Here is a 26322-nt window from a genome sequence, read left to right on the forward strand (position 1 = left end):
GCGCGAAATGATCTCTTCCATATGGTGGTACCGCCGCGCAGACTGCCGAAGCGAGGGTTTCATATCGAGCCAAGCAGGTCTGTTCAGCGCCTGTTGTGCCCATTCGGTAATTGTACTTTTCGCTTACGCCGCAATGTGCGTTCTTATGAACTCGATTAGTTCGCTGAGCTTTTCATTGATCCCAGGTAGGGTGGGCTCTTCGGTTGGGCGACCGGTGATTATGTCCGCCCGGAGGGTTGACGTGCCCGCCAGTAATGCTGCTTGGAGTCGCGCTCGCTGATCTTGTGGCAGGGAATATAGCGACATGTCATCAAAGAGTTCACTCATCTCGAGCTCTTTGATGTCTTCTGGGTAATCCAGTTCTTTCGTCGCGCGTATGATAATCATCCTATAGACCGCTTTGCGAACACTGAAGATATCTTCGGCGGCGGGCGAAAAGCTGATCGTTGTCATCAGAATCCAATCCTGAATATCTTCGCCTGTTTGTCGGCCGGGAGGGAATCAACGTAGCGCTTGATGTCTGCGATTGCCTCATCGCTGAAACCGGTCAGGTCGATAAGGGTGGCGTCGGTCGACTTCGTCAGATGGTGGTCGATCGATCGATTGAACTTCTCCGCAGCCTCTGCACTCCAGTGATCCGACGCTTTCGGGTTACCCATCTGATCGTAGATCTTTCCATCCTTGTCGACGTATTCGCCGTCTCTTTCCTCAGCTGTGGCTCGCAGTCCGAGCTCGGGGTGTGCCTGTTGAGCCCGTTCGAGAGTTGCCCGCTCAGCGTCGCTCAGCCTGCCGACATTGGGGTCTTCCGCAGGGTTGTTGGCACCGGGATGGGGATTATTGCCGCCGTTGTCGATCAGCACCCGCATGGCGATGATGCTGGCGAGACCAGTGAGGGTGGTGCCGAGGTCGGGGACTTTGTCGAAGGATTTGATGAGGCCGACGGCTCCGGCGGCGGCGGTGGCTAGGCCGACTACCTGGAGGAGTTTGCTGCCCTGGTAGACGGTGCGGATGGTGTTGATGGTGTTGGTGACTATGACGCCGACGCCGCCTGCTCCGGCGGCGGCGCTGCTGCCGAAGGTGAAGAAGGCGGCGGCTGCTGCGGCGACCACGGTGAGGCCGATTGCCCATTCGGCCTGGGTGATCGAGGATTCGATGTTGCCCCGCACAGCTACGGTGCCTGTGTGGTAATCCGCGACCGGGCCGGCCAGGTTTTGGGATGCGGCAGCGACCTGGGTCGCACCGTTGCGCAGGGTTTCGAGGTGGCCGAGGAGCGGTGGCAGATTCGTTTTGTCATCGATGTTGTCGAATAAGCCGATGATGGTGGTGATTTGGGTTGCCGCGCCGGTGACGGTCTGATGGTTGGCGAAGGTTGTCCAGGTGGACGATGCTTTCGCGAGCTTCGCGACATCACCATTGGGTAGCTTGCCGAACTGTTTCAGGATTTGGGCGATCAGGGCGTCGAAGAGTTCCTGAACGCCGCCGTGGTGTTCGATGCCGATGCCGTTGTCGCGCACCGAGGTCGGGATCGTGACCTGATACTTCGATACTTGGTGAACGACCGGCAGATCGGGCGGTGGATTGCTCTTGTTGTTGATGCCGTAGTTGTATCCGGTCGCGTACAGCACATAACCGAAGTTGGTGAGGGCATCCGCCAGGTCTGTGCAGGACTGCATGGTGTCTCGCGCGGCGGTGTCGTATTTCTCGCCCCATTCTTTGCAGCCGGGGGCGTCACCGGCCATGCCCGCGCACTCGCCTTTGACGGCGTCGTGCACCGGTTTGTCGGCGCGGCGGAGATCGGTGGCGAGGTCGTGGCATTTCTTGGCGGCGTCGTAGTAGGTCTGCCAGTCGATGCGCACCGCTCAACCCCCTTGCAGCATCTTGCTGTTGAGTTCGATCGCCCGGGTATAGCGCCCGTGCGCTTGTTTCGCCGCGTCGCTCATCTCGCGCACACCCTCGACGAATTCGCGTGCACCAGTGGCCCATTGGCGATGAGCGTCGGCATAAGCCTGGGCGGCAACGCTTTCCCAGCCGGTGCCGTGCAGGGCGGCGACTCGGTCGTCGATTTCGTCGAGATGGTCGGCGACGAAGCCGGCCAGTCCGGAAAGGCGGGAGACGATCTGGTCGAGGTGTTCGAGGTCGACCGAGAATTCCGAACTCACGGCAGGTCCAGACTGGAGGTGTGCAGCGCGGCGGCATTATTCGAGTCACGGGCTTGATACGTGTCGGCGGTGATGCCGAGTTTCTCCGCCATGCCGGTCAACGCGGACATGATCTGCACGCCGCCATCGCGGACATCGGTCCACCCGTTGGCGAATTCCGTGGCGTAATCGCCGGTCCAGCTCCCATTGGTCAGCGCGTCCACGTCTTTCGCGGCGGAATCCAACGCCGAACGCAGCGCCTCGGCCAGCTCATAGACGTATTTGCCGACGTCGCGAACCTGCTCGGGAACAACCGAAATCTGCTGGCCGGGCGTTGTCGGCGTACCCCCGTCGCTCATGCCAGCGAAGTCTACTGACCCCGTTCACCAGTGTCGATGCCGGAAAATGCCGAACGCCGGGCCGAACCGCTGGAAAGCGGATTCGGCCCGGCGTCGGTTCACGGAACTAGCTGGTCGGCTCGAAGGCTTCGGCGACGATCTCCGCCTGCTCCACCGCGTGCACCTTGCTCGACCCCGAGGAGGGGGCGGACATGGCGCGGCGGGAGATGCGGCGCAGCTTGCCGAGGCGGTCGGGCAGAACCTCGGGGAGGTTGAGGCCGAAGAAGGGCCACGCGCCCTGGTTGGCCGGTTCCTCCTGGACCCACGCGATGTCGGTCGCGTTGGGGTAGCGGTCGAGCGACTCGTTCAGGCGGTAGGTGGGCAGCGGGTAGAGCTGCTCGATCCGCACGATCGCGACGTCCTCGCGCTTCTGCTTGGCCTTCTCGGCGGCCAGCTCGTAGTAGAGCTTGCCGCTGGTCATCAGGACCCGCTTGACCTTGCTGCGGTCGCCGATGCCCTGCTCGTAGGAGGGCTCGTCGAACACCGAGCGGAACTTGCTCTCGGTGAAGTCCTTCAGATCCGACACGACGGCCTTGTTGCGCAGCATCGACTTCGGGGTGAAGACGATCATCGGGCGGCGGATGCCGTCCAGTGCGTGGCGGCGCAGCAGGTGGAAGTAGTTCGCCGGGGTGGACGGCACGGCGACCGTCATCGAGCCCTCGGCGCACAACTGCAGGAAGCGCTCGATGCGACCGGAGGTGTGGTCCGGACCCTGACCCTCGTGGCCGTGCGGCAGCAGCAGCACGACGTCGGAGAGCTGACCCCACTTGGCCTCACCGGAGGAGATGAACTCGTCGATGATGGACTGCGCGCCGTTGACGAAGTCACCGAACTGCGCCTCCCACAACACCAGTGCGTTCGGGTTGCCCAGCGAGTAGCCGTATTCGAAACCGACGGCGGCGTATTCGCTCAGCGCCGAATCGTGCACCGCGAACCAGCCGGGGTCCTTGCTGCCGATGTTGTGCAGCGGGGTGTACTCCTCGGCCGTCTTGCGGTCGATGATCACCGAGTGCCGCTGGGTGAAGGTGCCGCGGCGCGAGTCCTGACCGGTCAGGCGCACCGCGCGACCCTCGTCGATCAGCGTGCCGAAGGCCATCAGCTCGGCGAACGCCCAGTCGACTTTGCCCTCGTAGGCCATCTCGCGCCGCTTCTCCAGCACCGGCTTGACGCGCGGGTGCACGTTGAAGCCCTCGGGCACGTTCAGGAACGCGTCGCCGATGCGCTGCAGCACGGTCTTGTCGACGGCCGTCTGCACGGTGGTCGGCACCTTCTGGTCGTCCTCGACGGACTCGCTCGGCTCCGGGGTGTACTTCTCCAGCTCGCGGACCTCGTTGAACACCCGCTCCAGCTGACCCTGGTAGTCGCGCAGCGCGTCCTCGGCCTCTTTCAGCGAGATGTCGCCACGGCCGATCAGGCTCTCGGTGTAGGCCTTACGCACCGAACGCTTGGTGTCGATGACGTCGTACATCGACGGCTGGGTCATCGACGGGTCGTCGCCCTCGTTGTGGCCACGGCGCCGGTAGCAGACCATGTCGATGACGACGTCCTTGCGGAACTTCTGCCGGAAGTCGACCGCGAGCCGGGCCACCCAGTCGCAGGCTTCCGGGTCGTCGCCGTTCACGTGGAAGATCGGCGCGCCGATGAACTTCGCGATGTCGGTGGAGTATTCGGTGGAGCGGCTGTTCTCCGGCGAGGTGGTGAAGCCGATCTGGTTGTTCACCACGATGTGGATGGTGCCGCCGACGCGGTAGCCGCGCAGACCCGACATGTTCAGCGTCTCGGCGACCACACCCTGACCCGCGAACGCGGCGTCACCGTGCAGCATGAGCGGCATGACCGAGTAGCCCTCGGGGCCGTCGCCCTTGTCCAGCAGGTCCTGCTTGGCGCGAACCAGGCCCTCGAGGACCGGGTCGACCGCCTCGAGGTGCGAGGGGTTGGCGGTGAGCGAGACCTCGATCTCGTTGTCGCCGAACATCTGCAGGTAGGTGCCGTGCGCGCCGAGGTGGTACTTCACGTCGCCGGAGCCGTGCGCGCCGGCCGGGTTCATGTTGCCCTCGAACTCGGTGAAGATCTTCGAGTACGGCTTGCCGACGATGTTGGCGAGCACGTTCAGCCGGCCGCGGTGCGGCATGCCGATGATGACCTCGTCGAGCGAGTGCTCGGCGCACTGGTCGATGGTGGCGTCCATCATCGGGATGACGGCCTCGGCGCCTTCCAGCGAGAAGCGCTTCTGCCCGACGTACTTGGTCTGCAGGAAGGTCTCGAAGGCCTCCGCCGCGTTCAGCCGGTTCAGGATGTACTTCTGCTGTGCGACAGTCGGTTTGACGTGCTTCTGCTCGACCCGCTCCTGGATCCACTGCAGCTGCTCGGTCTCCAGGATGTGGGTGTACTCCACACCGACGTGGCGGCAGTAGGCGTCGCGCAGGACCGAGAGGACCTCGCGCAGCTTCATCTGCTCCTGGCCGTGGAAGCCGCCGACATTGAAGGTGCGGTCCAGGTCCCAGAGGGTCAGCCCGTGCTGGGTGACGTCGAGGTCGGGGTGGCTGCGGAACTTGTCCTTGACCAGCCGCAGCGGATCGGTATCCGCCATCAGGTGGCCGCGGTTGCGGTAGGCCGCGATCATCTCCAGCACGCGGGTGCTCTTGTCGACGCCGCGTTCGCGAATGTCCTTGCGCCAGCGCACCGGCTCGTACGGCACGCCGAGGCCGTGGAAGATCTCGTCGTAGAACTCGTCGGAGATCAGCAGCTGGTGGATGGTGCGCAGGAAGTCACCGGACTCCGCACCCTGAATGATGCGGTGGTCGTAGGTGGAGGTGAGCGTGATCAGCTTGCCGACACCGATATCGGCGATGCGCTCGTCGCTCATGCCCTGGAACTCGGCCGGGAACTCCATCGCGCCCGCGCCGATGATGGCGCCCTGACCCGGCATGAGGCGGGGCACCGAGTGCACGGTGCCGATGGTGCCCGGGTTGGTCAGCGAGATGGTGACACCGGCGAAGTCGTCAGCGGTCAGCTTGCCGTCGCGGGCACGTCGGACGACGTCCTCGTAGGCGGTGTGGAACTGACCGAAGGTCATCTCCTCGGTGCCCTTGATGGCCGCGACGACCAGCGAACGGCTGCCGTCTTTGCCGGGCAGGTCGATGGCGAGGCCGAGGTTGGTGTGCGCGGGGGCGATCGCGTTCGGCTTCCCGTCGATCTCGGCGAAGTGCCGGTTCATGTTCGGGAACGAATTGACGGCCTTCACGATCGCGAAGCCGAGCAGGTGGGTGAACGAGATCTTGCCACCGCGGGTGCGGGCCAGGTGGTTGTTGATGACCAGACGGTTGTCGATCATCAGCTTCGCCGGGATGGCGCGCACGCTGGTCGCGGTCGGGATGGTCAGCGACAGGGCCATGTTCTTGGCCACCGCGGCGGCGGCGCCACGCAGCACCTTGGCCTCGTCGGTCTTGTCGGTCTTCGGGCCGCCGGAGGTGGGCGCCGCGTTGGAGGTGGGCGCCGGGGTGGTCTGCGGCGTGCGCGCGGTGGCCTTCGCGGGGGCCGCGGCCTTGGCCGGTGCGGGCGCGGGTGCGGCGGCCTTGGGGGCTGCGGTCGCCTTGGGGGCCGAGTTCACCGACGCGGGTGCCGGAGCCGGGGTCGGCGCCTGCGCGGGTGCGGCTACGGCCGGAGCGGCCGAGCTGTTACCGGAATCACCCGTGGCTTCGGGCGTGTAATCGGCGAGGAACTCGTGCCAACTCTCATCGACCGAAGATGGATCTTGCTTGAACTTCTGATACATCTCATCGACTAGCCACTGGTTCTGTCCGAACTGGGAAGTTGAGCTGCTCACAGCAGGTGTTCGCCTCATTTCGTTCTTCGCGCTGCGACGTTTGTGACGTGCCCGGCACTGCGTAGCGACTGCATGCAGGTCGCTCGAGAGGATCGGCATCAGCGGAATCGCGCCGATGCGCCCTATCTGAGGATAGGCCCAGCAGCAAACCGACGGAGCGACTGACCACCCGGCAAACCTCACCTCATAGAAGACGACTTGTCCGTCACCAAGAATATTCCCCCGGTTTCACGTGCCGCTGACCACAGTCTGGAATACGGTCCGCCCGCGGCGAGCAGCTCGACGTGGGTGCCGATTTCGGCGATCCGGCCGTGCTCGACGACAGCGATCCGATCGGCCCGCGCCGCCGTACCGAGCCGATGTGCGACGAGGACGGTGGTCCGGCCGCGGGTCAGCGAGCGACTCGCGGCAAGCACCGAAGCCTCGGCGTCCGGGTCGAGGGTAGCCGTGGCCTCGTCGAGCAGCAGCAGGTCGGGGCGGACCAGCTCGGCGCGGGCCAGCGCGATGAGCTGACGCTGCCCCGCGGACAGGCCGCGGCCGCGCTCGCCGATCGGCTGGCGCAGGCCCTGCGGGAGGGCGGCGATCATGTCGCTCGCACCCACGGCAGCTGCGGCTTCGGCGATATCGGCGTCGGTCGCGGACGGTTTTCCGAAGGCGATATTGCTGGCGACGTCGCCGCTGAACAGGTGTGCCTCCTGCGGCACGATGCCGAGGCGGGCGCGGTAGTCGGTGAGACGGTAATCACGGATGTCGGTGTCGTCGACGAGGATCGCGCCGGTGCCATCGGCGGGGAGGTCGTAGAGGCGGGCCAGCAACTTGACGATGGTCGACTTGCCCGCGCCGGTGGGGCCGACGAGGGCGAGGGTGCTGCCCGCGGGAATCGTCAGCGAGACGTTGTCCAAGGCGAGTGCCTCGACGCCCGGGTAGTGGAAGCGCACGCCGTCGAGGACGACCTCGCCGCGCAGCCGCTGTTCGATCGGGACCGCGTCGGCTCGATCGCTCGCGATCGCGGACGGGGTGCGCAGCAGTTCGCCGATCCGGCGCAGCCCGACGCGGGCCTGCTGATATCCGTCGAATACCTGGGACAGCGCGAGCACCGGCGCGAACAGCAGTTCCAGATACAGCACGAACGCGACCAGCGTGCCTGCCGTCGTGGTCCCGGCGGCCACCTCGCGCGCGCCGACGAAAACCACTGCGGCCAACGAGACACCCGACCAGGCGGTGACGAACGGGAAGTACAGCGCGATCGAGGCCTGGGCGCGCATCCGGCTGCGCCGATATCGATCGGAGTACTCGGCGAAGCGGCGGGCCGCGACCGGCTCGTGCCGATTCGCCTGTACCGCACGCAGTCCCGCGACGTTCTCCTGGAAGTCGGCGTTCACCGTGGAGACGTTCTCCCTGGACACGGTGTACGCCGTGGACGCGTAACGGCGGAACAGCACCGTCGCGAGGAACAGCGGCGGCAGCGTGGCCAGCACCACCAGGGCCAGCGAGACGTCGATCACCAACAGCGCCACCGCGATGCCGACGAAGGTCAGTCCGCCGATCAAGGTGGTCGCCAGCCCGGTCTGCAGGAAGGTGGACAACGAGTCGAGGTCGGTCGTCATCCGCGTCATGATCCGGCCGGACAGTTCCCGCTCGTAGTAGTCGAGCCCGAGCCGCTGCAAATGCGCGTAGCTGCGGATGCGCAGGCCGTACAGCACCCGCTCGCCGGTGCGCGCGGTGATCAGTGTGTTCGCCGCGCCGACCAGCCAGCCTGCGGCGACCAGCAGGAGGCCGAGCCCGGCGGCCAGGCCGAGCGCACCGGCATCGTCGCGGCCGACGCCGGTGTCGATGGCGAACCGCACGATCGGCGGGAAGGCCACCCCGGCCAGCGCGTCGAGCAGCAGCAGCGCGACCGCGGTGAGCACCAGCGCGCGGACCGGCCGCAACAGCCTGGTCAGCCGGAATTCCGGATCGGGCTGTCGTAGCCGCTGGTCGTCCAGCTTCGGCTGCTCGGTCGCGGGCGGCAGCAGTGCGATATTCCGGCGCAGCTCAGGGGTTTCGGTGAGGTCGGCGGCCGCCGCGGCGAAGGTACGGCCCGCACTGCCGTTGCTGACGGTGGTCGGGATCGCGGCGGCCGCGCGGTGCTCGGGCAGGTGCGCACCGAGCGGCGCGGGCAGCCGGATGACCCGATCGGCATGTGCGAGTGTCGATTCGCGGTGCGCCAGGATCAGGGTGGTGCGTCCGGCCTGGTCGGGCAGCGTGCCGAAGATCGCGGCCTCGGTGATCGCGTCCACCGCGGAGGTCGCGTCGTCGAGCACGAGGATGCGCGGCTGGGCCAGCAGGGCTCTGGCGAGCGCGATGCGTTGCCGTTGCCCGCCGGACAGCGTCAGCCCGCGCTCACCGACGACCGTGTCATAGCCGTCGGGGAGTTCGCCGATGAAGTCGTCGGCCGCCGCCGACTTCGCGGCCCGCCGGATCTCGGCGTCGGTGGCCTCCGGTCGGCCGATGGCGATGTTGGCGGCGATGGTGTCGGAGAACAAGAACGGATCGTCGAACACCACGCCGATCGCGCTGCGCAGCTCGGCGGCGCGCACCTGCGCGATGTCGACTCGGTCGTCGGACGCGTCGGTGCCGAACAACCGGATGTGGCCCGCGTCGGGCGCATAGAAGCGGGGGAGCAACAGCGAGAGCGTGGTCTTCCCGGAACCCGCCGGCCCGATGATCGCGACCGTCTCGCCGGGCCGCACGGTGAGGTCCAGTTCCCGCAGCACCGGCTGTTCCGGGTCGAATCCGAAAGTCACCGTATCGATTTCGATGCCGAGCGGACCCGAGGGCAGCGGCGTGGGCTCGGGCGGGTCGGTGACCAGCGGCGCGGTGTCGATCACCTGGTACACCCGTTCGGCGGCGGCGCGGGTCAACTGGGCGAGGACCAGCGCGCCCGCCATGATCCGGGCCGTCCCGGTCATCGTCGCGACGTAGGCGGCGAACGCGACGAAGGTGCCGATCCCGATCGTCCCGTGCAGCGCGAGCAGGCCACCGAGCACGATCACGCCGACCATGCCGAGCTGCGGAATGGCGGCCACCGTCGGCGCGAACCGCGAGTCGACCGCGGCCGCCCGCATCCGCTCGGAATACAGGGTGCGACTGTGCTTTTCGAGCACGTCCACCATCCGGGCCTCCTGCCCGAACCCCTTCACCACCCGGACACCGGTGACGGTTTCCTCGACGTGCTGCGCGACATCGGCCGCGCGCTGCTGCGCCGACCAGGTTGCCGCGTACAAGCGTGGCCGAATTCGGTAGACCACCACCGCGATCGCGGGCACGACCAGCAGCGCGAGCACCGCGAGCGGCGGCGACAACCACATCATCACCACCGCGGCGAGCAGGAACTCCAGCACCGCCATGCTCGACAGCGGGACCATCGCCAGCAATCCCTGCACCAGTTGCAGATCGGTGATCGACCGCGACACCACCTGCCCGGTCCGGATCGTGTCCTGGCCCGCCCCGTCCAGCCGTTGCAGCGACCCGAGCAGATCCACCCGCAGCGAATGCTGCACGTCCAGCGACAGCTTGCCCGCGAGCAGCCGCCGCCCGAACCCGGCCGCGAACCTGCCGAGCGCCAGCAACAGCAGTAGCACGGCGACCACCGCGATGACTCCGGTCTGACCGATCCCCGCGGCATCCACGGCACGCTTGGTCAACAGCGGCCCGGCGATCTCCACCACCGCACCTGCCAGCACAGCCGCGCCTAGCCCGGCCAGCGTGCCCGGGTGCGACCGGCTTTCGGCCCACAGCCGACGAATCCAGCCGGGACCGCCCGCGTCGCGCTCAGGCGACTCGGTGTGGGTACTCGCTTCGACAACCCCGCCCATAACCATCCACGGTAACGACGCTCACCGACACGTCGTTGTTCCCGCAGACCGGTTCAGAGGTCGAGGCGGCGCAGGTTCCACCAGCCCGCGCCCCCGAGGCCGATGGTCCACAGGAGCAGCACCACGACGGCGGCCGGGGTGGGCGCGAGGAAGTCGCTGTCGGCGAAGGAGCCGACCGCGACGGTGCTGAGGATGGCCGAACCGGGGAACAGGGTGACGAAACCGGTAGCGCCGACGCCGTTCGCGATCAGCCAGACCAGGGGTTCGGCGATGGCAAGCCAGCCGAGCACGACCACGATCGCGGTCGACGACGACCGCAGCAGCAGTCCGAGCCCCGCGCCGATCAGCGACCAGCAGACCGCGGCGAGCAGTCCGCCGCCGAGCACCGCCGCCAGATCGACGCCGAAGTCGAATTTGCCTCGCCCGAACGCGAAGAGCGCCACCACGGACACCACCTCGACCGCGAGCGCGAGAGCCAGCGCGAACACTCCGGTGACCAGCAGCTTCGCGGCGGCGAGCCGATCGCGGTCCGCGGTGAACAGCGCGGTCACCGGCATGGTCTGATGCCGGTACTCGGTGCCGGTGCCGACCGCGCCGAACACCGCGGCGGCCAGCACCACCACCGCGATACCGGCGTACAGGCCGATCGTCGCGGTGCCGGTGACGGGTTCGCTCTTGGGATCGGCCTTACCGGCCAGCAGCGCGCTCGCCATGCTCGCGAGCAGCGCGACCACCAGCGGCACCCCGGCCAGGTACCGGCTGAGCGGCAGCGTGCTGACCTTGCGGACCTCGGAGTTGATGGCAGGCACCAGGTCCGGGGGCACAATCGTGATCATCGTGGAATTCCGTATGGCGTCGGCGTCGGATGATGAGCTGCCCCGGCCAGACCGGGGTAGGGCGAGACCGTCGGTGCCGGCGGTTTGGTCAGCGACGCCAGCACCCGATCGGGATGGATCAGGTCGGGAATGATGCTGTCCAACCGCACCTGCGCCGCGGTCGCGGCGTCCCGGATATCGGCCTCGGTGGCCTCGGCCACCGCGAGCCGCCCGTCCGGCCGGATCACCGCGTCGGTGAACCCGCGCGCGGCCAGTGTGGTGGCCAGCGCGATCGGGGTGGACGCCGCGACGACGAGTCGATCGGGATGACCGCGCCGCAACCGCGCCGGACTGCCCTGATACACCACCGCACCCTCGTTCAGCACGATCACACTGTCCGCGCCGGGCAACACCGCGGCGAGGCTCTCGCTGGTCACCAGCGCGCTACCGCCGCGTTTGGCGTGCCTGCGCAGAAAGTCTTGCAGCCAACCACGTTCCGCGGCGTCGAGGCCGTCCATCGGCTCGTCCAGGATCAGCAGCGGCGGATCGCCGAGCACGGCGGTGGCCAGCGCCAGCCGCGTCTGCTGCCCGGCCGAGAGCGCGCTGCCCTTCGACCCGGCCGCATCGCCGAGCCCGACCAGCTCGAGCACCTCCTCGACGCGCCCGTCCGGCACATTGACTGCGGCCGCGTACACCCGCAGGTGGTCGCGCGCGTTCCGGCCGGGATGCAGTCCGCGCGGCGCGAGCACCCCGCCGACGACGCGGGCTGAGCTGACCTCGCGATCCGCGTCGCCGCGGGCCCGATTCGACCCAGGACCGCCGACCGCCGCTGTCCCCGAGGTGGGTTCGAGCAACCCGAGCAGCGTCCGCGCAATGGTGGTCTTGCCCGCACCCTGCGGCCCGACCAGGGCGGCGGTGGTGCCCGACGCGACGGTGAAACTCACGTTCTCGATGGCCGAAACCAGACCGTAGCGCTTGGTCAGGCCGCGGACGGAGAAGGCGAGTGCAGGCACCGTCGTCACTGCGGCTTGGTGGGTGTCTGCGGCTTCGACGGGTCGATCGCGGTGAGCGGATCGGCGTCGACGATGAGGTGCCGGTCGGCGGGCCAGACCACCGGCGCGGGCCCGAAGGCCTGGCGCGCGTTCTTGATCGTGGTCTTGCCCATCGCCCGGTTGCCGACGCCACCGATCACCGCGCCGATACCGGCGGGCACGATCTTGCCTGCCATCAGGGCCGCGCGCCGGGTGATGAAGCGGACGATGAACCGCTTGAGCAGCGAGTCGTTCATCGACGAGAGCCCGGGGATGCGGTTGGCGAACACCGTGCCCCAGTTCTTCGCCGAGGTGCCGACGGTCTTCTGCACGATGTCCATGCCGCCCTCGCCGAGTACGACGGCGAGCACCAGCGCCCTGCGCTGCTCCTTGTCCTCCGGCGAGATGCCGTGCACCGCGGCCACCGCGAGGGTGAACACGGCCGAGGCTTCCATGAAGAAGGTGGTCTCCGCGCTGACCGCGGCGATGGCCGCGACCGTGCCGACGCCGGGTACCGCCGCCGTCGCGCCGACGGCACCGCCGCTACCGGTCACCGCGAGCAGGTACTGGCTCTCCAGGCGCTCGATGATCTGTGCGGGGCTTTCCGACGGGTGGGAGCGCCGGATTCGGTCGACGTATTTGGCGACCGCGGGTGCCTGCAGGCGAGACCCCGTATCGAGTAGCTGGACCACCGTCTTCTCGAACGCGCCTTTGAACATCGGCGGCACCCTCCTCTTCCGGTCTGCTGGGTTGAACTGTAGTGGCACGTCCACCCTCAGCTCGTCATGACAACGATGTACCCAGCCTGATCGGTTCCATCAGCCCGGTTGGTGCGCCGCGGGCACGCGTTCGGCCTCGACCGGCGGCGGTGGCGGCGTGCCGTCGCCGAACGGGCGCCCGCCCAGCGACTCTCGGCCGTGCGGGGTCAGCCAGTTCGCCAGGTCCGGTCCCTTCGGCACGATCCCGGTCGGATTGATGTCGCGGTGCACCACGTAGTAGTGCTCCTTGATCTGCGCGAAGTCGGTCGTGTCGCCGAATCCGGGCGTCTGGAAGAGGTCGCGGGCGTAGGCCCACAGCACCGGCATCTCGCTCAGCTTGGATCGGTTGCACTTGAAGTGGCCGTGATACACCGGGTCGAACCGGGCGAGCGTGGTGAACAGCCGCACGTCGGCCTCGGTGATCGTGTCGCCGACCAGATAGCGTTGCGCCGCAAGGCGTTCCGAGAGCCAATCGAGCCGGTTGAACAGCCGGTCGTAGGCGGCCTCGTAGGCGTCCTGCGATCCGGCGAAACCGCAGCGGTAGACGCCGTTGTTGACGTCACGGAACACCGCGAGGTTCACCTCGTCGATCTCGGCGCGCAGCGCTTCCGGATACAACTGCGGCGCGCCGGGCCGGTGGAACTCGGTCCACTCGGTGGAGAAATCGAGGGTGATCTGCGCGTAGTCGTTGGTCACCACCTGCCCGGTCGGCACGTCGACGACCGCGGGCACCGTGATGCCGCGCGGATAGTCCGGGAACCGCTTCAGATACGCGTCACGCAACCGGGGGATGCCGAGTACGGGGTCGACGCCGCCGGGGTCGAGATCGAAGGTCCAGCTGAGCTTGTCGTGCGTCGGCCCGCACAGGCCCAGCGAGAGCACGTCCTCCAACCCGAGCAGGCGGCGCACGATGAGCGTGCGGTTCGCCCACGGGCAGGCCCGCGCTGCGATCAACCGGTACCGGCCCGGCTCGACGGGGTAGCCGTCGCGGCCATCGGCCGTGATCCGGGTGGTGATGTAGTTGGTGTCCCGCTTGAACTCGCCGGGCTCGACGTAGGAGCCACTTTCCACCGACTTGGTCACCTGGACAGTCTCGCAGACGGAGGACCTAGTCTGGCCGAATGACCGAATCGAAGGCCACCCGCCTGGAACGCGAAATCACCGACGGCGGCGCGGAGGTGGCGACCTTGACCCTCGCCAATCCGCCCCTCAATCTCTTCGACCAGTCGATGCTCGACGCCCTGATCGAGGACTTCGCCGAGCTGTCCGCCAACCCGCCGCGCGCGCTGCTGCTGCGCGCCGAGGGCAAGCTGGTGTCCGGCGGCGTCGACGTGCACGTCTTCGACGGGCTGTCGGTGGAGCAGGGCGCCGAACTGTGGCGGACCCTGTTCGCGCAGATCATCCACCCGCTCGAGGCACTGCCGTGCCCGGTGGTGTTCGCCGCACACGGACTGACGCTGACCGCGGCCTTCGAGATCGCCTTGGCTTGCGACATCATGCTGGCCGCGCCGAAGGCGAAGTTCGGCCTGGTGGAGACCGTGGTCGGCCTGACGCCGTCGATGGGCGGCCCGCAGCGGCTGGCCGAACGCGCTGGCTCGGGCCGGGCGCGCGAGTTCGTGATGACCGGCGACCTGTACGACGCGGCCACCATGGCCGAGTGGGGCGTGGTGAATGCCATCCACGACGACGTCGACACGGCCGCAAGGGAATTGGCGCATCGCCTGGCCGAGGGGCCGACCGTCGCGCACGCCGCGACCAAGAAGATCATCGAGGCGTGGCGCTCCGGCGGTGTGGCACACGCGGATTCGGTGACACCCGAGGTGTCCGGCGCGCTGTTCGACACCGCGGACCTCGAGGGCGCGGTGCGTAGCTTCCTCGAAGTAGGTCCGGGGAAGGCGACTTACACCGGGCGGTGACAGACAGGACACGTCGATCGCCTCTCCCGGCTAAAGTGTGACTCGCGTCATATAGTCGCAGTGCCTGCTGACTCGAGGCGCGCGGAGGACGAATGTCGCAGTTGCTAGTCGAATATCCCCTGACTCGCCGCTATGCCCAGGACAACCCGCTGGCCCGCGGGGCCGACGGTGTGCTGCGCTACGGCAACCTCACCCCGGCGCTCACCGAGCTACTCGACCTGCAGGTGCACGCGTTCTCGACGCGCGAGGCCGTGGTCGAGATCGGCGGCCCCCGGCTGACTTACCGGGAGCTGTGGCACTCCGCGTCCCGCATCGCGGGCGGGTTGCAGGAGCACGGCATCGGTTACGGCGATCGGGTCGCGGTGCACATGCCCGTCGGCGTCCGCTGGGTGCAGGCGTTTCTCGGCGCGCTGCTCAGCGGCGCGGTACCGGTGCTCGTGCCCGACGGATTACCGGACGCGGTGGCCGAGCGGGTGATCGCCGACAGCAGTGCGGATTTCGTGCTCGGTCGCGATATCGCCCGCGGTGCCGACCTGCCCGACGGCGCCGCGTTCATCGATGACGGTGCGGCACTGGGTGATCTGGCCTTGCTCAGCTACACCAGCGGCACCCCGCTCAGCGCCACCGTCGCGCCCAAGGGAGTGGAGCTGACCAACGAAAACCTGCTGTCGGCAATACGTTCGGTGGTCTGCGCGCTCGATCTGCCGACTGACGGCCTGCGCAACCTGGTGCTGCTGCCGCTCGCCCATGCCAGCGGTTGCGTCGACCAGCTGTTGCCGACCCTGGCGGTCGGCGGCACCGTGGTGCTGGCCAGGGACGGCCGCGGACTCGCGGAAGCCATTGTGGCCGAACGGATCGACATGATGTCGGCGACGCCGCGGATCTTCGCCCGCCTGCTGCCCCAGCTCGCCGCGCTGCGCGACGACGGTGTGCGCACCGAGGGCGTCGGCCGGATCTGCAAGGCCGGGCACCGGGGCGAGCGAGCCGCGGCCCCGGCAACCCCGGCGGACCTGGCCGCCGAACTGCGCGAGATGTTCCCGGCGGCCCGGCAGTGGTCGATCTGGGGCGCCACCGAGACCAGCGGCATCGGCCTCGCCGTCGACGACGCGGAACCGGTCGCCGATGCCGACGCCGTGCTCGGATTCCCGTTCGGCGGTACGGAATTGGCGCTGTGCGGGCCGCAGGCGCAGGCGGGCCACGGCGAACTGCTGTGCCGTGGGCCGAACGTCTCCCCGCGCTACTGGAACGACCCGACCACCACCGCGGCCCGCTTCACCGGAACCTGGTTCCACACCGGCGATCAGGTCACCATCGATGCCGACGGCCTGGTGCGCCGCGGCCCGATTCAGACCGAATGATCCTGCGTCACTCCAGCATCCGCTCGCGCAGCCGAGCTCGCAGGTCCGGGGTGATCCCGGCGTTCGTCAGGTAGGTGTCCACGTCACCGTGCAACTCGTGCATCGATGCGGTAGCGGTGCTGAGGTATTCCTCGCGCACCCCCAGCAGATCAATCGAGAGTTCTTCGCCACCAAGGAGTTTCGTCGTCATCATGGCGCGCAGCGCCGGGACGGCGCCGTTGCTCTCCAGGTAGTCGGCCTTTACCTCGGCCTCGGTCACGCCGACGGCGCGCAGCAGCGTGGCGATGGCCCAGCCGGTGCGGTCCTTGCCCGCCGCGCAATGCACCAGCACCGCACCGTCGCCGCGCGCGATCGATTGCGCGAGCGCGGTGATCGCGGCGTGCGCCTCGGGCAGCGCGGGGAACATCCGGTAGACCTCGAGCATGTGCGTGAACGCGCCCTGCGCATCGGTGTGGTGTGGCGGCGCCTCGGCCATCCGCGCATCGAACGGCGTGACGTTCACCCGGACGCCCTCGGGCACCCGGTCGTGGCCGATGTGGTCGATCTCGCGCTCGCCGCGCAGGTCGTGCACGTCGCTGACGCGCAGTTCGCGCAGTGCGGCCAGGCCCGCCTCGTCGAGCCCGGTCAGCTGTGCCGAGCGCAGCAGCACGCCGGGACGGATCTTCGCGCCGTCCACGGTGCGCAGTCCGCCGAGGTCGCGGAAGTTGAAGGTGCCGGAGATGAGGTACTGGTCGGCTGGCGGCGAGAGAGTCACCGATCCAGGCTATCCGGCCGTCGGCGTCGAGCGGGTGTCGTTCACGGATCGAACCGCACACCGGTAGGTGACCGATTTGCGCGGTTCAGCTGTGTGATCCGCCACAGGATTCGGGGCGCGTTCCAGCCCGCCCGTAGAGTGGTCAACGGTCTGCTTTTCGGCCGGGCAGGGCTGAGAGTGACCTCGAGGGAGGGAAATCCGGGCAGGACGGAGTGGTACCCCCACTATTCCGTTTGGGTAACAAAACATTCTTTCAGTCTGGAATTACCCACTGAACCTGTTCTCAAACCCCGAAAACCCTCTACCATTGATGAACGTTGGACCGGGCAGCCTGGGGTTTCCAGCGAATTGCCCGCCATGTTCGACGAGTCGCGCCGACGAGGGTGCGCGAGATCTTTTCGCCGAGGGAGTCGTCGTTGAGCGTACGAGGAGACACCGCAGTGGTTCGGCTGCGGCCGACCATCTGCGAGGCCGTCGAGAAGGCGGCCGCGTCACTAGACCACGGAGGTGTGCGCGCACTACGGGTGCTACTGCATGCCGGCGTCAGCGCGTACTGGCCTTTGGTCAAGGCCGCACCGGCCAAGCAGGTCCAGGCCTACGAGGCGACATTGCAGACCCTGCGTCAGCGTTGGGCAGCGCAGACCGACTGCATCGCCGACCCGACCGCGACGGCGGCCTACCGGGAGATGGATTCCGAGGTCGCCGCGTTCCTGCAGCTCTGCGCCGATCGTTCGGGCGCGCAGTGGCTGGAACCGGTGGACGCTATCGCCGCCTACGCCGTCTCGGTGCTGCAAGGCACCGTGTTGCGCTGGCTTGCCGACTGCAATGACGAGACAATGCTGGTGGTGCTCGACGATCTGGTGAGCAGCCTGGCGACCAGGGCCACCGAGGTGTAGCGGCCCGCCGAGTATGCGGTGACCTCGGGAAATGGGGAACCCGCAAATGCTGGACGTTTGACCAGTTTGGTGGTTGAGTAGGTGCCGTGAGCGAGCGCAGCGAGCGAACCGACGACAAACTGACCGAGACGTCTCCTATCGCGGGGCTGCATGCGGCCACCGCCGAGCTCGACCCGCCGCTGGCCGCCCTCGACCTGACCGCTTTGCGTGCGAACGCCGCCGATCTGGTGCGCCGCGCGAACGGTGTCCCGGTGCGGGTCGCCAGCAAATCCGTGCGCTGTCGCGCCGTCCTCGAAGAAGTGCTCGGTGATGAGCTCACCGCCTCGGGCGGCTTCGCGGGCATCATGTCCTACTCCCTGGCCGAGGCCATCTGGCTGGCCCGTCGCGGCGCCCGCGACATTCTGCTCGGCTACCCGACCGTCGACCGGGCCGCGCTGGCCGAACTCGCCGCCGACGAGACGCTGCTCCGCTCCATCACGCTGATGATCGACGATGTCGCCCAGCTGGATCTCATCCGCGCCGCCATCGGCACCGACCTGGTGCGTCCCCGGATCTGCCTGGATGTCGACGCCTCGCTGCGGATCGGCCCGCTCCACCTCGGCGTCCGCCGCTCTCCGATTCGCACACCGGAACAGGCCGCCGCCCTGGCCGGCGCGGCATTGCGCCGCAAGTTCGAGGTGGTCGGCGTGATGACCTACGAGGCGCAGATCGCCGGGATGCCCGACAGCAACGTCGCACTGCGCCTGATGAAGCGGGCCTCCGCGGCCGAAATCACCAAGCGCCGCAAGCGCGTGCTCGACGCCGTCCGCTCGGTGACCGGCAAACTGGAAATCGTCAACAGCGGCGGCACCGGTTCGATCGAGGTCAGCATCGCGGACCCGGACGTCACCGAGGTAACCGCGGGCTCCGGCCTGTACGTCCCGACCCTGTTCGACCACTACCGCTCCTTCACCCCAAGGCCTGCACTGTTTTTCGCCACCCCGGTCCTGCGCCGCCCAACCCCTTCCATAGCAACGGTTTTCGCAGGCGGCTACATCGCCTCCGGCCCCACCGGCCCCTCCCGCGTGCCGAAGCCGGTGTGGCCCACCGGCTTACGCCTGATCAGCACCGAGGGCACCGGCGAAGTGCAAACCCCACTGACCGGCGCGGCAGAACTGCGCATCGGCGACCGAGTATGGTTCCGCCACGCCAAGGCAGGCGAACTGTGCGAGCGCTTCGACAAGGTGCACCTGGTCGACTCCGACGGCACCCGGACAACGATCCCGACCTATCGTGGCGAAGGAAACTGCTTCGGCTAGTCGAGTCCGCGCACTTGGCCTTAGAGACGGGGTGAGGCGGACAACCGCAGGAACCCGGCCAGGTCGGGTATCTCGTCCGGGGACGGGGGAAGGTACTCGCTCAGCAGGGGTGAGCGGATGATGATCGCTTTCCACATCGCGCGGCACAGGGCGGCGTGGATCAAGGCTCGTGACAACAGGAATGGCATGCCGTAGGGGGCGTCGGCGGGGCTGGATGTGGTCATCGAGAGCAGGACTACGGCGGCTTCGCGGCCACGGAAGCGGTCGGGGGTACCGACGAGGACATCTTCGATCCTGGCTCGGGCGAGCAGGGTTCGGATCCGGCCGACCTGTGCCGCGTAGGGGGCGACCACGAAGATGTCGTGTGGGTGTAGCCGTCGGGTCATCGCGCCGACGGTCCAGTTCATGGTGAGCAACGCGCGTACTCGGCGAACCACCTCGCGGGCCTCGGCCGCGGATTCGGTGGCATTGCCGTGGTGCGGCACGAGGACGGTGCGCACGCCGGGCTCTTCGCCGTCGAGTTCCCTTGCCAGGGTGACGGTTTCGTTGGCACGCAGGCGTCCGTCGTAGTACAGGCGGGAGATCGGGTCGCACACCCGCGGATGCATCCGCCAGGTGCGGTCCAGGAAGTAGCCGCGTTCGCCGGGCAGCGTGTGCCGTCCCTCGGCGAGCCAGCCGAGCACCGATTCGCCGACCGGCTCCGGGTGCGCGCTGTGCGTGGCCGGTGGCACGGGATCGCCGAGCAGCAACAGGTTTCGCGCGCTGACCCCGACCGCGACGGCGTCGGCCAGCGGGAACCGCCCCGCGTCCGCGATCACCAGCAGGTCGAGTCCCTCGCGCGCCACCATCTCTTCGTTCGCGAAATCCGTTGGGGTGCCGCCGAGTACGCAGCCACTGATCGCGTTGTCCAGGAAGCGCGCGTACCGGGCGGCGTCGATGACGACCCATTCCGGCCCCACCGACTCGACGTCCTTCTTCGCGACGAGTTCCGGCAGCACGCCGACCCGCACGACCGCGTCCAGCAGGTTCTCCACGGTCGAATGTGTCTGTCCGACAATGCCGATCCGCCACTTGTGCCGGGTGACGAGGCGTTCCAGCACGCGCGCGGCGGTGGAGGTCTTGCCGGTGCCCGACGGCCCCTGCACCGCGAGGTAGGAGTTGTCGAGTTCGCGCATCGCGGCGGTGATCGCGGCGGCGTGATCGCCGTGCACCTCGGGCAGCGCGGCACCGGTGCGCAGCCGGGGCGGACGGCGGGCGAGCAGGTCGAACACGGCGCCCGCCGGGATCTCCGGGAGCGCGACAAGCAGCTGCTGGGCGGCGAATTCGACCGCGGTTTCGGCGTTCCAATCCCAGGCGGGTAGTCCGGGGGCGATCGCGGTCGGTAGCTCGTCGTAGGGCTCGCAGCCGTCCGGCAGCAGTTCTTCCAGGCGGACCGCGTCGTCGAATTCGGCGTCGACCGAGCAGCCGAGCACGGTGGCGACGGCGGTGGCGCGGCGTCCGACGGCGGTGACCATGCCGGCGGCCGCGGGCCGATCGTAGAAGGTGTAGACCGTGGCACCGGGCGTCAGCACGGTGGCCGGTCCCGGCCCGCCCGCACTCCAGCTCGAACCGATCCGGCCGGTCAGCGTGAGATAGCGGCGCATGGTCGGCCGGTCCGGACTGCGATGCCACTTGGTGTCGACGGTGCCCCATTCGGCGACCAGCACCCCTGGCGCGTCGGCCCATTCGTCGACCGGATGGCTGAGCCGATCGACGTGCGCCCACCACAGCGGCTGCCGCTCACGCCGGTGATAACCGAGCGCCGCGGCCATCATCGCGGCGACGTGGCGCGGTTCGTCTTGCGCCGCCGCGTATTCGGCGAGCGCCGCCTCGAACGAGGACGGTCGCGAGGGCGGGATCGGCTCCAGCTCGTCGGGACCGGCCACCTGACACCACGACCCGGCCCGCTCCAGCGTGATCGCCTGCGGGTCGATCCGCTGTTCGGCGGCCCGGTCCAGCAGCCAGTCCCGTAGCCGCAGCACGGTCAGGCAATCCCGTTCGGCGGCGGGCGAATGCGCCGCGCCGGGCAGCAGTCGCGCCAGCCGGTTCAGCCGGTAGGAACGTTCACCGACGATCAGCGCGTTACGCACGATCGGATACAGGTCGACGAGCACACCGTCACACAGCAACTCGTCCACGATCTCTTCGCCGACACCCGTGCTGCCGGTGCAGTGCAGCAGCGCACTGCGTACCGCGGACGTGTAGTGATAGACGTGCATGTCCGGATACATCCGCCGCCGCTGCGCGAGATAGTCGAGCACCTCCTCCAGCGCCCGCCGCTGCCCGGCTGCCTCGCTGCCCGGCTCACCGTCGACGCCGAACGGTCCGCGGAAGGTCAGGTGTACCGTGCCGGGACCGCCGACGTCCACCGCCAGCGGCGTGCGCCCACCACCCTCGACGGTGAGCGAGAGGTCACCGGGGGAGGGCGGCGGTAGTGCGCCGAGTGCGATCGGATCGATCAGGCTGTGCGTCGGCAGGCCGGAATCCTCCCGGCGCAACTGGATTTCGGCTTGGCGGCGCAGCGCGGTGAAGGTACGCGGCGGCACCCCGCGCACGGTGCTCTCGGTACCGGCCAGCCGGTCGATGGTGCTCACGCCCGCCTCGCGCAGCCGGGCCCTGGTCGTGGTCGGCATGCCCGCGACCAGCAGCAGATCCCGCGCGGCCGCCGCGGCCGCCGTGCAGGTCCCGCACCGCCCGCAGGCGAGATACCGGGGATCACCCCACTGCACGGGTAGCAGCTCGCTCAGCTTCTCGTCCAGGATGTGTTCGACTCTGCGCCTGCGGGATCGGTACACCGGGATCTGATCGCTCAGCGCGTAGGCGGTGTTGTCCTCGCCGAGATGCAGCCGGATCAGCGGGCCGGTCAACGATCCGCTGTTGTCCACCGCGTCGGCGCAGGCGGCGAGTTCCAGTGCGGTGCCGACCCGGTCGGCTTTGCTGTGCGCGGTGCCGTGCACGGTGTAGCGCACCCGATGACCCGCCCGCACCAGGAAATCGCAGGAACAGTCGAAGGCGCCGTCGAAGAAGGTGGCGCCGTGGATCACGTGCACGCCGGCCCGCAGTGCCGCGACGGTCTCCGCGTGCGCGGTCGTCAACGCGGCGATCAGCGTCTCCGGACTGTCCGACTTGTGCTGCGGGCGTTGGATCTCCACCATCGAGCCGCCGAACCGGTCGCGGAAGTCGCTGAGCCTGCGATCTCGCGAGTCGTCGAACCAGGTGCGCGGCGCGGGCGCCCATTCGGCGGTGGTTTCCGGATCGGCCGCGACGGTACCGAGTTCGGTGTCGAGGGCGCGAAGCAGCGCGAATTCACAGCGCGCCGCGCGCACGAGGTCGACGGCGGAGCAGACGACACGATCACCGAACACGAACAAACGCGGCCCTCCTGTGTCTTGCGGGACACCCGCACCCGGTCGGCGACGATGAACGGGCTGCGCAATTGTCGCCCATCGACGCCTCGGGTCGCTGCGGGACACCCGCACCCGGTCGGCATCGATGAGCAGGCTGCGCCATTGTCGCTCATCGCGTCTCGAGTTTTCGCAGGACACCCGCTGCCGTCGGCACTAATTACGCACGGACGGCAACACTCTAGCTAGCGCGCTCGATCTCGGTGGACCCTGCCCGCCTCAGGAGCGCGGTTTACGCCGCTCCGGCCGCTTCGCCGGCGCGCCCTCGCGGCGCGGGCCGCGGGTGAACGAGCGCTGTCCCGGTGGACCCTGATCGGGCGTCAGCTGAATGAGGACGCCGCTGATCCTGGTGCGACGCAACGCTTCCAGGGTCTCCGGGGGTAGGTCCGCGGGCAGCTCGACCAGGCTGTGGTCGGGCCGGATGCTGATGTGCCCGAAGTCGCTGCGGCGCAGGCCACCCTCGTTGGCGATGGCGCCGACGATCGCGCCCGGCACCACGCGATGCCGCTTGCCGACGCTGATCCGGTAGGTCGCCAGCTCGGTGCCGTTGGCGCGACTGTGCTGACCGAAACCGGAGCGATCGTCGTCACCTTCGAAGCGGCGCGGGCGATCCGGGCGTTCCCGGCGTTCGCGCACCGGCTCCGGCGGTTCGGGCTGCATCAGGAAGTTGTCGCCGTCGCGCGACAGCACGGCCAGCGCCGCCGCGATGTCGACGAGCGGAATGTCGTGCTCGCGTTCGTAATCCTCGATGAGCCTGCGGAACAGCGCCAGGTTCGACGAGGTCAGGCTCTCGGTGATGTTGTCGCCGAACTTGGCGACGCGCTGCGCGTTGACGTCGTCGACGCTGGGCAGCTGCATCTCTTCCAGCGGATGCCTGGTGGCCCGCTCGATCGACTTGAGCAGGTGGCGTTCGCGCGGCGCGACGAACAGCAGGGCCTCACCGCTGCGCCCGGCCCGGCCGGTGCGGCCGATGCGGTGCACGTAGGACTCGGTGTCGTGCGGGATGTCGTAGTTGACCACGTGCGAGATGCGGTCCACGTCCAGGCCGCGCGCGGCGACGTCGGTGGCGACCAGGATGTCCAGCGAACCGGACTTGAGCTGTCCGATGGTGCGCTCACGCTGGTTCTGCGCGATGTCGCCGTTGATGGCGGCCGCGGAAAAGCCCCTGGCGCGCAGCTTTTCGGCCAGCTCCTCGGTGGCCTGCTTGGTGCGCACGAAGATGATCATCGCCTCGAACGACTCGACCTCGAGCACCCTGGTCAGCGCGTCCAGCTTGCGCTGATGCGAGACCTGTACCCAGCGCTGTTTGATGTTCGTCGCGGTGGAGGTCTTCGACTTGACGGTGATCTCGACCGGGTTGTTCAGGTACTGCTTGGAGATCTTGCGGATGGCCGCGGGCATGGTCGCCGAGAACAGCGCGACCTGCTTGGTGGACGGCGTGTCCTTGAGGATGCGCTCGACGTCCTCCTGGAAGCCCATCTTCAGCATCTCGTCGGCCTCGTCCAGCACCAGATACTTCAGCTGCGACAGGTCGAGCGTGCCCTTCTCCAGGTGATCGATCACCCGGCCGGGCGTGCCGACCACCACGTGCGCGCCGCGGCGCAGGCCGGACAGCTGCACACCGTAGGCCTGGCCGCCGTAGATCGGCAGCACATGCAACCCGGGGATATGCGTGGCGTAGCGGCCGAACGCCTCGGCCACCTGGATCGCGAGCTCGCGGGTCGGCGCGAGCACCAGGGCCTGCGGGAGTTTGCCGGAGGTTTCGAGACCCATCAGGATCGGGATCGCGAAGGCAGCGGTCTTGCCGGTGCCGGTCTGCGCGAGGCCGACCACATCGGCGCCGCTGAGCAGTGGGGGAATCGTCGCAGCCTGGATCGGCGACGGCGACTCATAGCCCACATCGGCGATGGCCGCGAGAATGCGGTCATCGATCCCGAGATCGGCGAAGGTCGGGCCGTCGTTGTCCCTGTCGTTGTCGCCAGGAACGCTGTCGACCTGATTGGTACTCATTGACCAGGAGTTTACTGCCTCGTGCTGGCCTGCCCGGCCACCGCCCCAATACGGTGAGACGTATGCAACTGGATAGCTCCGAAACGAATCAGACCCCAGGCCCGAACCAACTGGACGTGGCGGTCGTCCAGTTCGCCCCCGGCACCGATCCGTCGGCCAACCTTTCCGCACTGCGCGAGCACGTGCGCGCGGCCCGCGATCGGGGCGCCCGAGTGGTGGTCGCGCCGGAATACTCGATGTTTGCCGTCACCCGGCTCGATGAGCGTGTCGTGGCCGTCGCCGAACCGCTGACCGGGCCGTTCGTCACCGGACTCGGCGAGATCGCCCGCGAATTCGGTGTGCATCTGGTCGCCGGAATGGTGGAGCAGGTCGCGCCGGGCGGTAGCCGGATCCACAACACGCTCGTGGTGCTCGGGCCCGACGGAACGCTCGTCACGAAGTATCGGAAAGTGCACCTCTACGACGCCTTCGGCTTCCTCGAATCGGAGGTGGTCGAGGCGGGCGCGATCGAGGCGCCTGCCGTCTTCGGTGTGGCGGACGTGACATTCGGCTTGCAGACCTGTTTCGATCTGCGCTTCCCGGAAGGCATCCGCCGGGTGGCCACCGCGGGCGCCCAGGTGCTGGTGCTGCCCGCCCAGTGGATACCCGGGCCGGCCAAGGTCGATCAGTGGACGACGTTGCTGCGGGCGCGGGCTATCGAGAACACCGTTTACGTGGCTGCCGCCGATCAGGCCGCGCCGCGCGGTGCGGGCGCGTCGATGATCATCGATCCGACCGGTGCGGTGCTCGCCGAACTCGGCGACGAAGCGGGCGTGTTGACCGCAAGCATCGACCTCGTTCATCTGGCCGAGGTCCGTACTACCAATCCGAGCCTGGAGTTGCGGCGATTCGCGATCGCCCAGCGCAACTGACCCAGCATCGCGACGTGATCTGCTGCGGGCTGCTGGTCGGGCGATGGATGGGGGCAGTATCGCCAAGTGTTCCGCTGGGTGGCGACGGGTCGGCCGCAGTATCGCGAAGCGGTGGTGGTCGGGCGACGGGTGCGCGTAGCGTTTTGCGGGATGATCTACACAGATCGGACATCGGCCGGTCGCGCGCTCGCTACGCATCTGGAGGACCTGCGCGCGGCATATCCGCTGCTGCTCGGTCTACCGCGCGGCGGGGTGCCGGTGGCCGCCGGGGTGCGCGAGATCATCGGGGGTGACCTCGACATTCTGCTGGTCCGCAAGCTCGGTGTGCCGTGGCAGCCGGAGCTGGCGATGGGTGCCATCGGCGAGGACGGTGTGCGGGTGCTCAACTCGGATGTGTTGTCGCACATCGGGATCAGCGCGCAGGAGTTCGCCGCGATCGAGGACAGCGAGCGGGTGGAGCTGGATCGGCGCCGGACGGTGTGGCGCGGCGAGGCGAAACCGATTCCGCTGGACGGGCGCACCGTGGTGATCGTCGACGACGGTATGGCAACCGGCGCGACCGTGGTGGTCGCCTGTCGCGTCGCCCGCCTGCATCAGCCCGCCCAGATCGTGGTGGCCGTACCGGTCTCCTCGGCGGAGGCGTTGCGCAGAGTGGCTGCGGAAGCAGACCAAGTTGTGTGCCCGCTGGTTCCGCGCACGCTCGGCGGAGTAGGTACCGCCTACGAGGACTTCCACCAACTAGCAGACGAAGAAGTGACCACCCTGCTCGCTTGACCTCGCCACGCACGGCTTCTGACTTGCCGCACCGGAAATCGCATGTGTGATGTGACAGGACATCGCTGACAGTTGGTGACAGGACATCCCGGACAGTTATGGGTTGTAGTTGAGGGTAGGTCGGTGTGATCCGTTTCGG

General features: G+C 68.1%; 19 protein-coding genes. 6 read left to right on the plus strand and 13 right to left on the minus strand.

The annotated features are described in order from the left end of the window. Positions 1-123 precede the first annotated feature (123 nt). The 10 genes from ACFWF1_RS20670 to ACFWF1_RS20715 all read right to left on the minus strand — a co-directional run bounded on the left by ACFWF1_RS20670 (position 124) and on the right by ACFWF1_RS20715 (position 13906). Positions 124-453 carry a hypothetical protein gene (locus ACFWF1_RS20670; RefSeq protein WP_379280720.1) on the minus strand — a complete coding sequence of 110 codons (330 nt, stop codon included), beginning with the start codon at positions 451-453 and terminating at the stop codon, positions 124-126. After that, a complete protein-coding gene (locus ACFWF1_RS20675) occupies positions 453-1625 on the minus strand; it encodes a hypothetical protein (protein WP_379280719.1) in 1173 nt (390 codons plus the stop codon). Before ACFWF1_RS20675 ends, ACFWF1_RS20670 begins: the two co-directional genes overlap by 1 nt. Positions 1626-1859: 234 nt before the next feature. Continuing rightward, positions 1860-2159 (minus strand): WXG100 family type VII secretion target, encoded by a 300-nt coding sequence (locus tag ACFWF1_RS20680; protein WP_379280718.1) that lies wholly within the window; start codon positions 2157-2159, stop codon positions 1860-1862. Beyond that, entirely contained in the window at positions 2156-2497 is a 342-nt protein-coding gene (locus tag ACFWF1_RS20685; RefSeq protein ID WP_379280717.1) for an ESX-1 secretion-associated protein, read from the minus strand. Before ACFWF1_RS20685 ends, ACFWF1_RS20680 begins: the two co-directional genes overlap by 4 nt. A 106-nt stretch (positions 2498-2603) precedes the next feature. Next, complete coding sequence (locus ACFWF1_RS20690; protein WP_379280716.1) at positions 2604-6380, minus strand: multifunctional oxoglutarate decarboxylase/oxoglutarate dehydrogenase thiamine pyrophosphate-binding subunit/dihydrolipoyllysine-residue succinyltransferase subunit; 3777 nt, start codon at positions 6378-6380, stop codon at positions 2604-2606. Positions 6381-6541: 161 nt separating this feature from the next. Further along, positions 6542-10219: an ABC transporter ATP-binding protein gene (locus ACFWF1_RS20695; protein ID WP_379280715.1), complete on the minus strand. Its 3678-nt coding sequence runs from the start codon at positions 10217-10219 to the stop codon at positions 6542-6544. Positions 10220-10272: 53 nt separating this feature from the next. Then, positions 10273-11055, minus strand: coding sequence for an ABC transporter permease (locus tag ACFWF1_RS20700; RefSeq protein ID WP_379280714.1), 783 nt, complete (start codon positions 11053-11055; stop codon positions 10273-10275). After that, the gene (locus ACFWF1_RS20705; protein ID WP_379280713.1) at positions 11052-12056 is read right to left on the minus strand and encodes an ABC transporter ATP-binding protein; all 1005 of its coding nucleotides are present in this window, start codon (positions 12054-12056) and stop codon (positions 11052-11054) included. Before ACFWF1_RS20705 ends, ACFWF1_RS20700 begins: the two co-directional genes overlap by 4 nt. Continuing rightward, positions 12053-12784, minus strand: a complete 732-nt coding sequence (locus tag ACFWF1_RS20710) for a hypothetical protein (RefSeq protein ID WP_379280712.1) — start codon at positions 12782-12784, stop codon at positions 12053-12055. The genes ACFWF1_RS20705 and ACFWF1_RS20710 overlap by 4 nt, the downstream gene beginning before the upstream one ends. A 99-nt stretch (positions 12785-12883) precedes the next feature. Beyond that, complete coding sequence (locus ACFWF1_RS20715; RefSeq protein ID WP_379280711.1) at positions 12884-13906, minus strand: glutathione S-transferase family protein; 1023 nt, start codon at positions 13904-13906, stop codon at positions 12884-12886. Between the two features lie 38 nt (positions 13907-13944). On the opposite strand from ACFWF1_RS20715, the gene ACFWF1_RS20720 reads away from it, so the two are divergent. Both ACFWF1_RS20720 and ACFWF1_RS20725 read left to right on the plus strand, forming a co-directional pair. Continuing rightward, a complete protein-coding gene (locus tag ACFWF1_RS20720) occupies positions 13945-14739 on the plus strand; it encodes an enoyl-CoA hydratase/isomerase family protein (RefSeq protein WP_379280710.1) in 795 nt (264 codons plus the stop codon). A gap of 92 nt (positions 14740-14831) precedes the next feature. Next, complete coding sequence (locus ACFWF1_RS20725) at positions 14832-16097, plus strand: class I adenylate-forming enzyme family protein (RefSeq protein ID WP_379280709.1); 1266 nt, start codon at positions 14832-14834, stop codon at positions 16095-16097. A 7-nt stretch (positions 16098-16104) separates the two neighbouring features. On the opposite strand, the gene ACFWF1_RS20730 is transcribed toward ACFWF1_RS20725, so the two are convergent. After that, positions 16105-16851, minus strand: coding sequence for a tyrosine-protein phosphatase (locus ACFWF1_RS20730; RefSeq protein WP_379280708.1), 747 nt, complete (start codon positions 16849-16851; stop codon positions 16105-16107). A 416-nt stretch (positions 16852-17267) separates the two neighbouring features. Between ACFWF1_RS20730 and ACFWF1_RS20735 the strand changes: the two genes are divergently transcribed. Further along, positions 17268-17747, plus strand: coding sequence for a TetR family transcriptional regulator (locus ACFWF1_RS20735; RefSeq protein ID WP_379280707.1), 480 nt, complete (start codon positions 17268-17270; stop codon positions 17745-17747). Positions 17748-17833: 86 nt separating this feature from the next. Then, a complete protein-coding gene (locus ACFWF1_RS20740; RefSeq protein WP_379280706.1) occupies positions 17834-19045 on the plus strand; it encodes an amino acid deaminase/aldolase in 1212 nt (403 codons plus the stop codon). 20 nt (positions 19046-19065) lie between these two features. Here the strand turns inward: ACFWF1_RS20740 and ACFWF1_RS20745 are convergent, their stop codons facing one another. Continuing rightward, positions 19066-22449: an AAA domain-containing protein gene (locus ACFWF1_RS20745; protein WP_379280705.1), complete on the minus strand. Its 3384-nt coding sequence runs from the start codon at positions 22447-22449 to the stop codon at positions 19066-19068. Between the two features lie 258 nt (positions 22450-22707). Then, on the minus strand, positions 22708-24498 hold the full coding sequence (locus tag ACFWF1_RS20750) for a DEAD/DEAH box helicase (RefSeq protein WP_379280704.1): 1791 nt from the start codon (positions 24496-24498) through the stop codon (positions 22708-22710). Positions 24499-24560: 62 nt separating this feature from the next. Here ACFWF1_RS20750 and ACFWF1_RS20755 point away from each other — a divergent pair, with 62 nt between their 5' ends. Further along, positions 24561-25409, plus strand: a complete 849-nt coding sequence (locus ACFWF1_RS20755) for a carbon-nitrogen hydrolase family protein (RefSeq protein WP_379280703.1) — start codon at positions 24561-24563, stop codon at positions 25407-25409. Between the two features lie 150 nt (positions 25410-25559). Beyond that, positions 25560-26183: a phosphoribosyltransferase gene (locus tag ACFWF1_RS20760; protein ID WP_379280702.1), complete on the plus strand. Its 624-nt coding sequence runs from the start codon at positions 25560-25562 to the stop codon at positions 26181-26183. The last annotated feature ends 139 nt before the right edge of the window (positions 26184-26322 follow it).

The sequence above is a fragment of the Nocardia sp. NPDC060255 genome, from assembly GCF_042727395.1.
Classification (GTDB): Bacteria; Actinomycetota; Actinomycetes; order Mycobacteriales; family Mycobacteriaceae; genus Nocardia.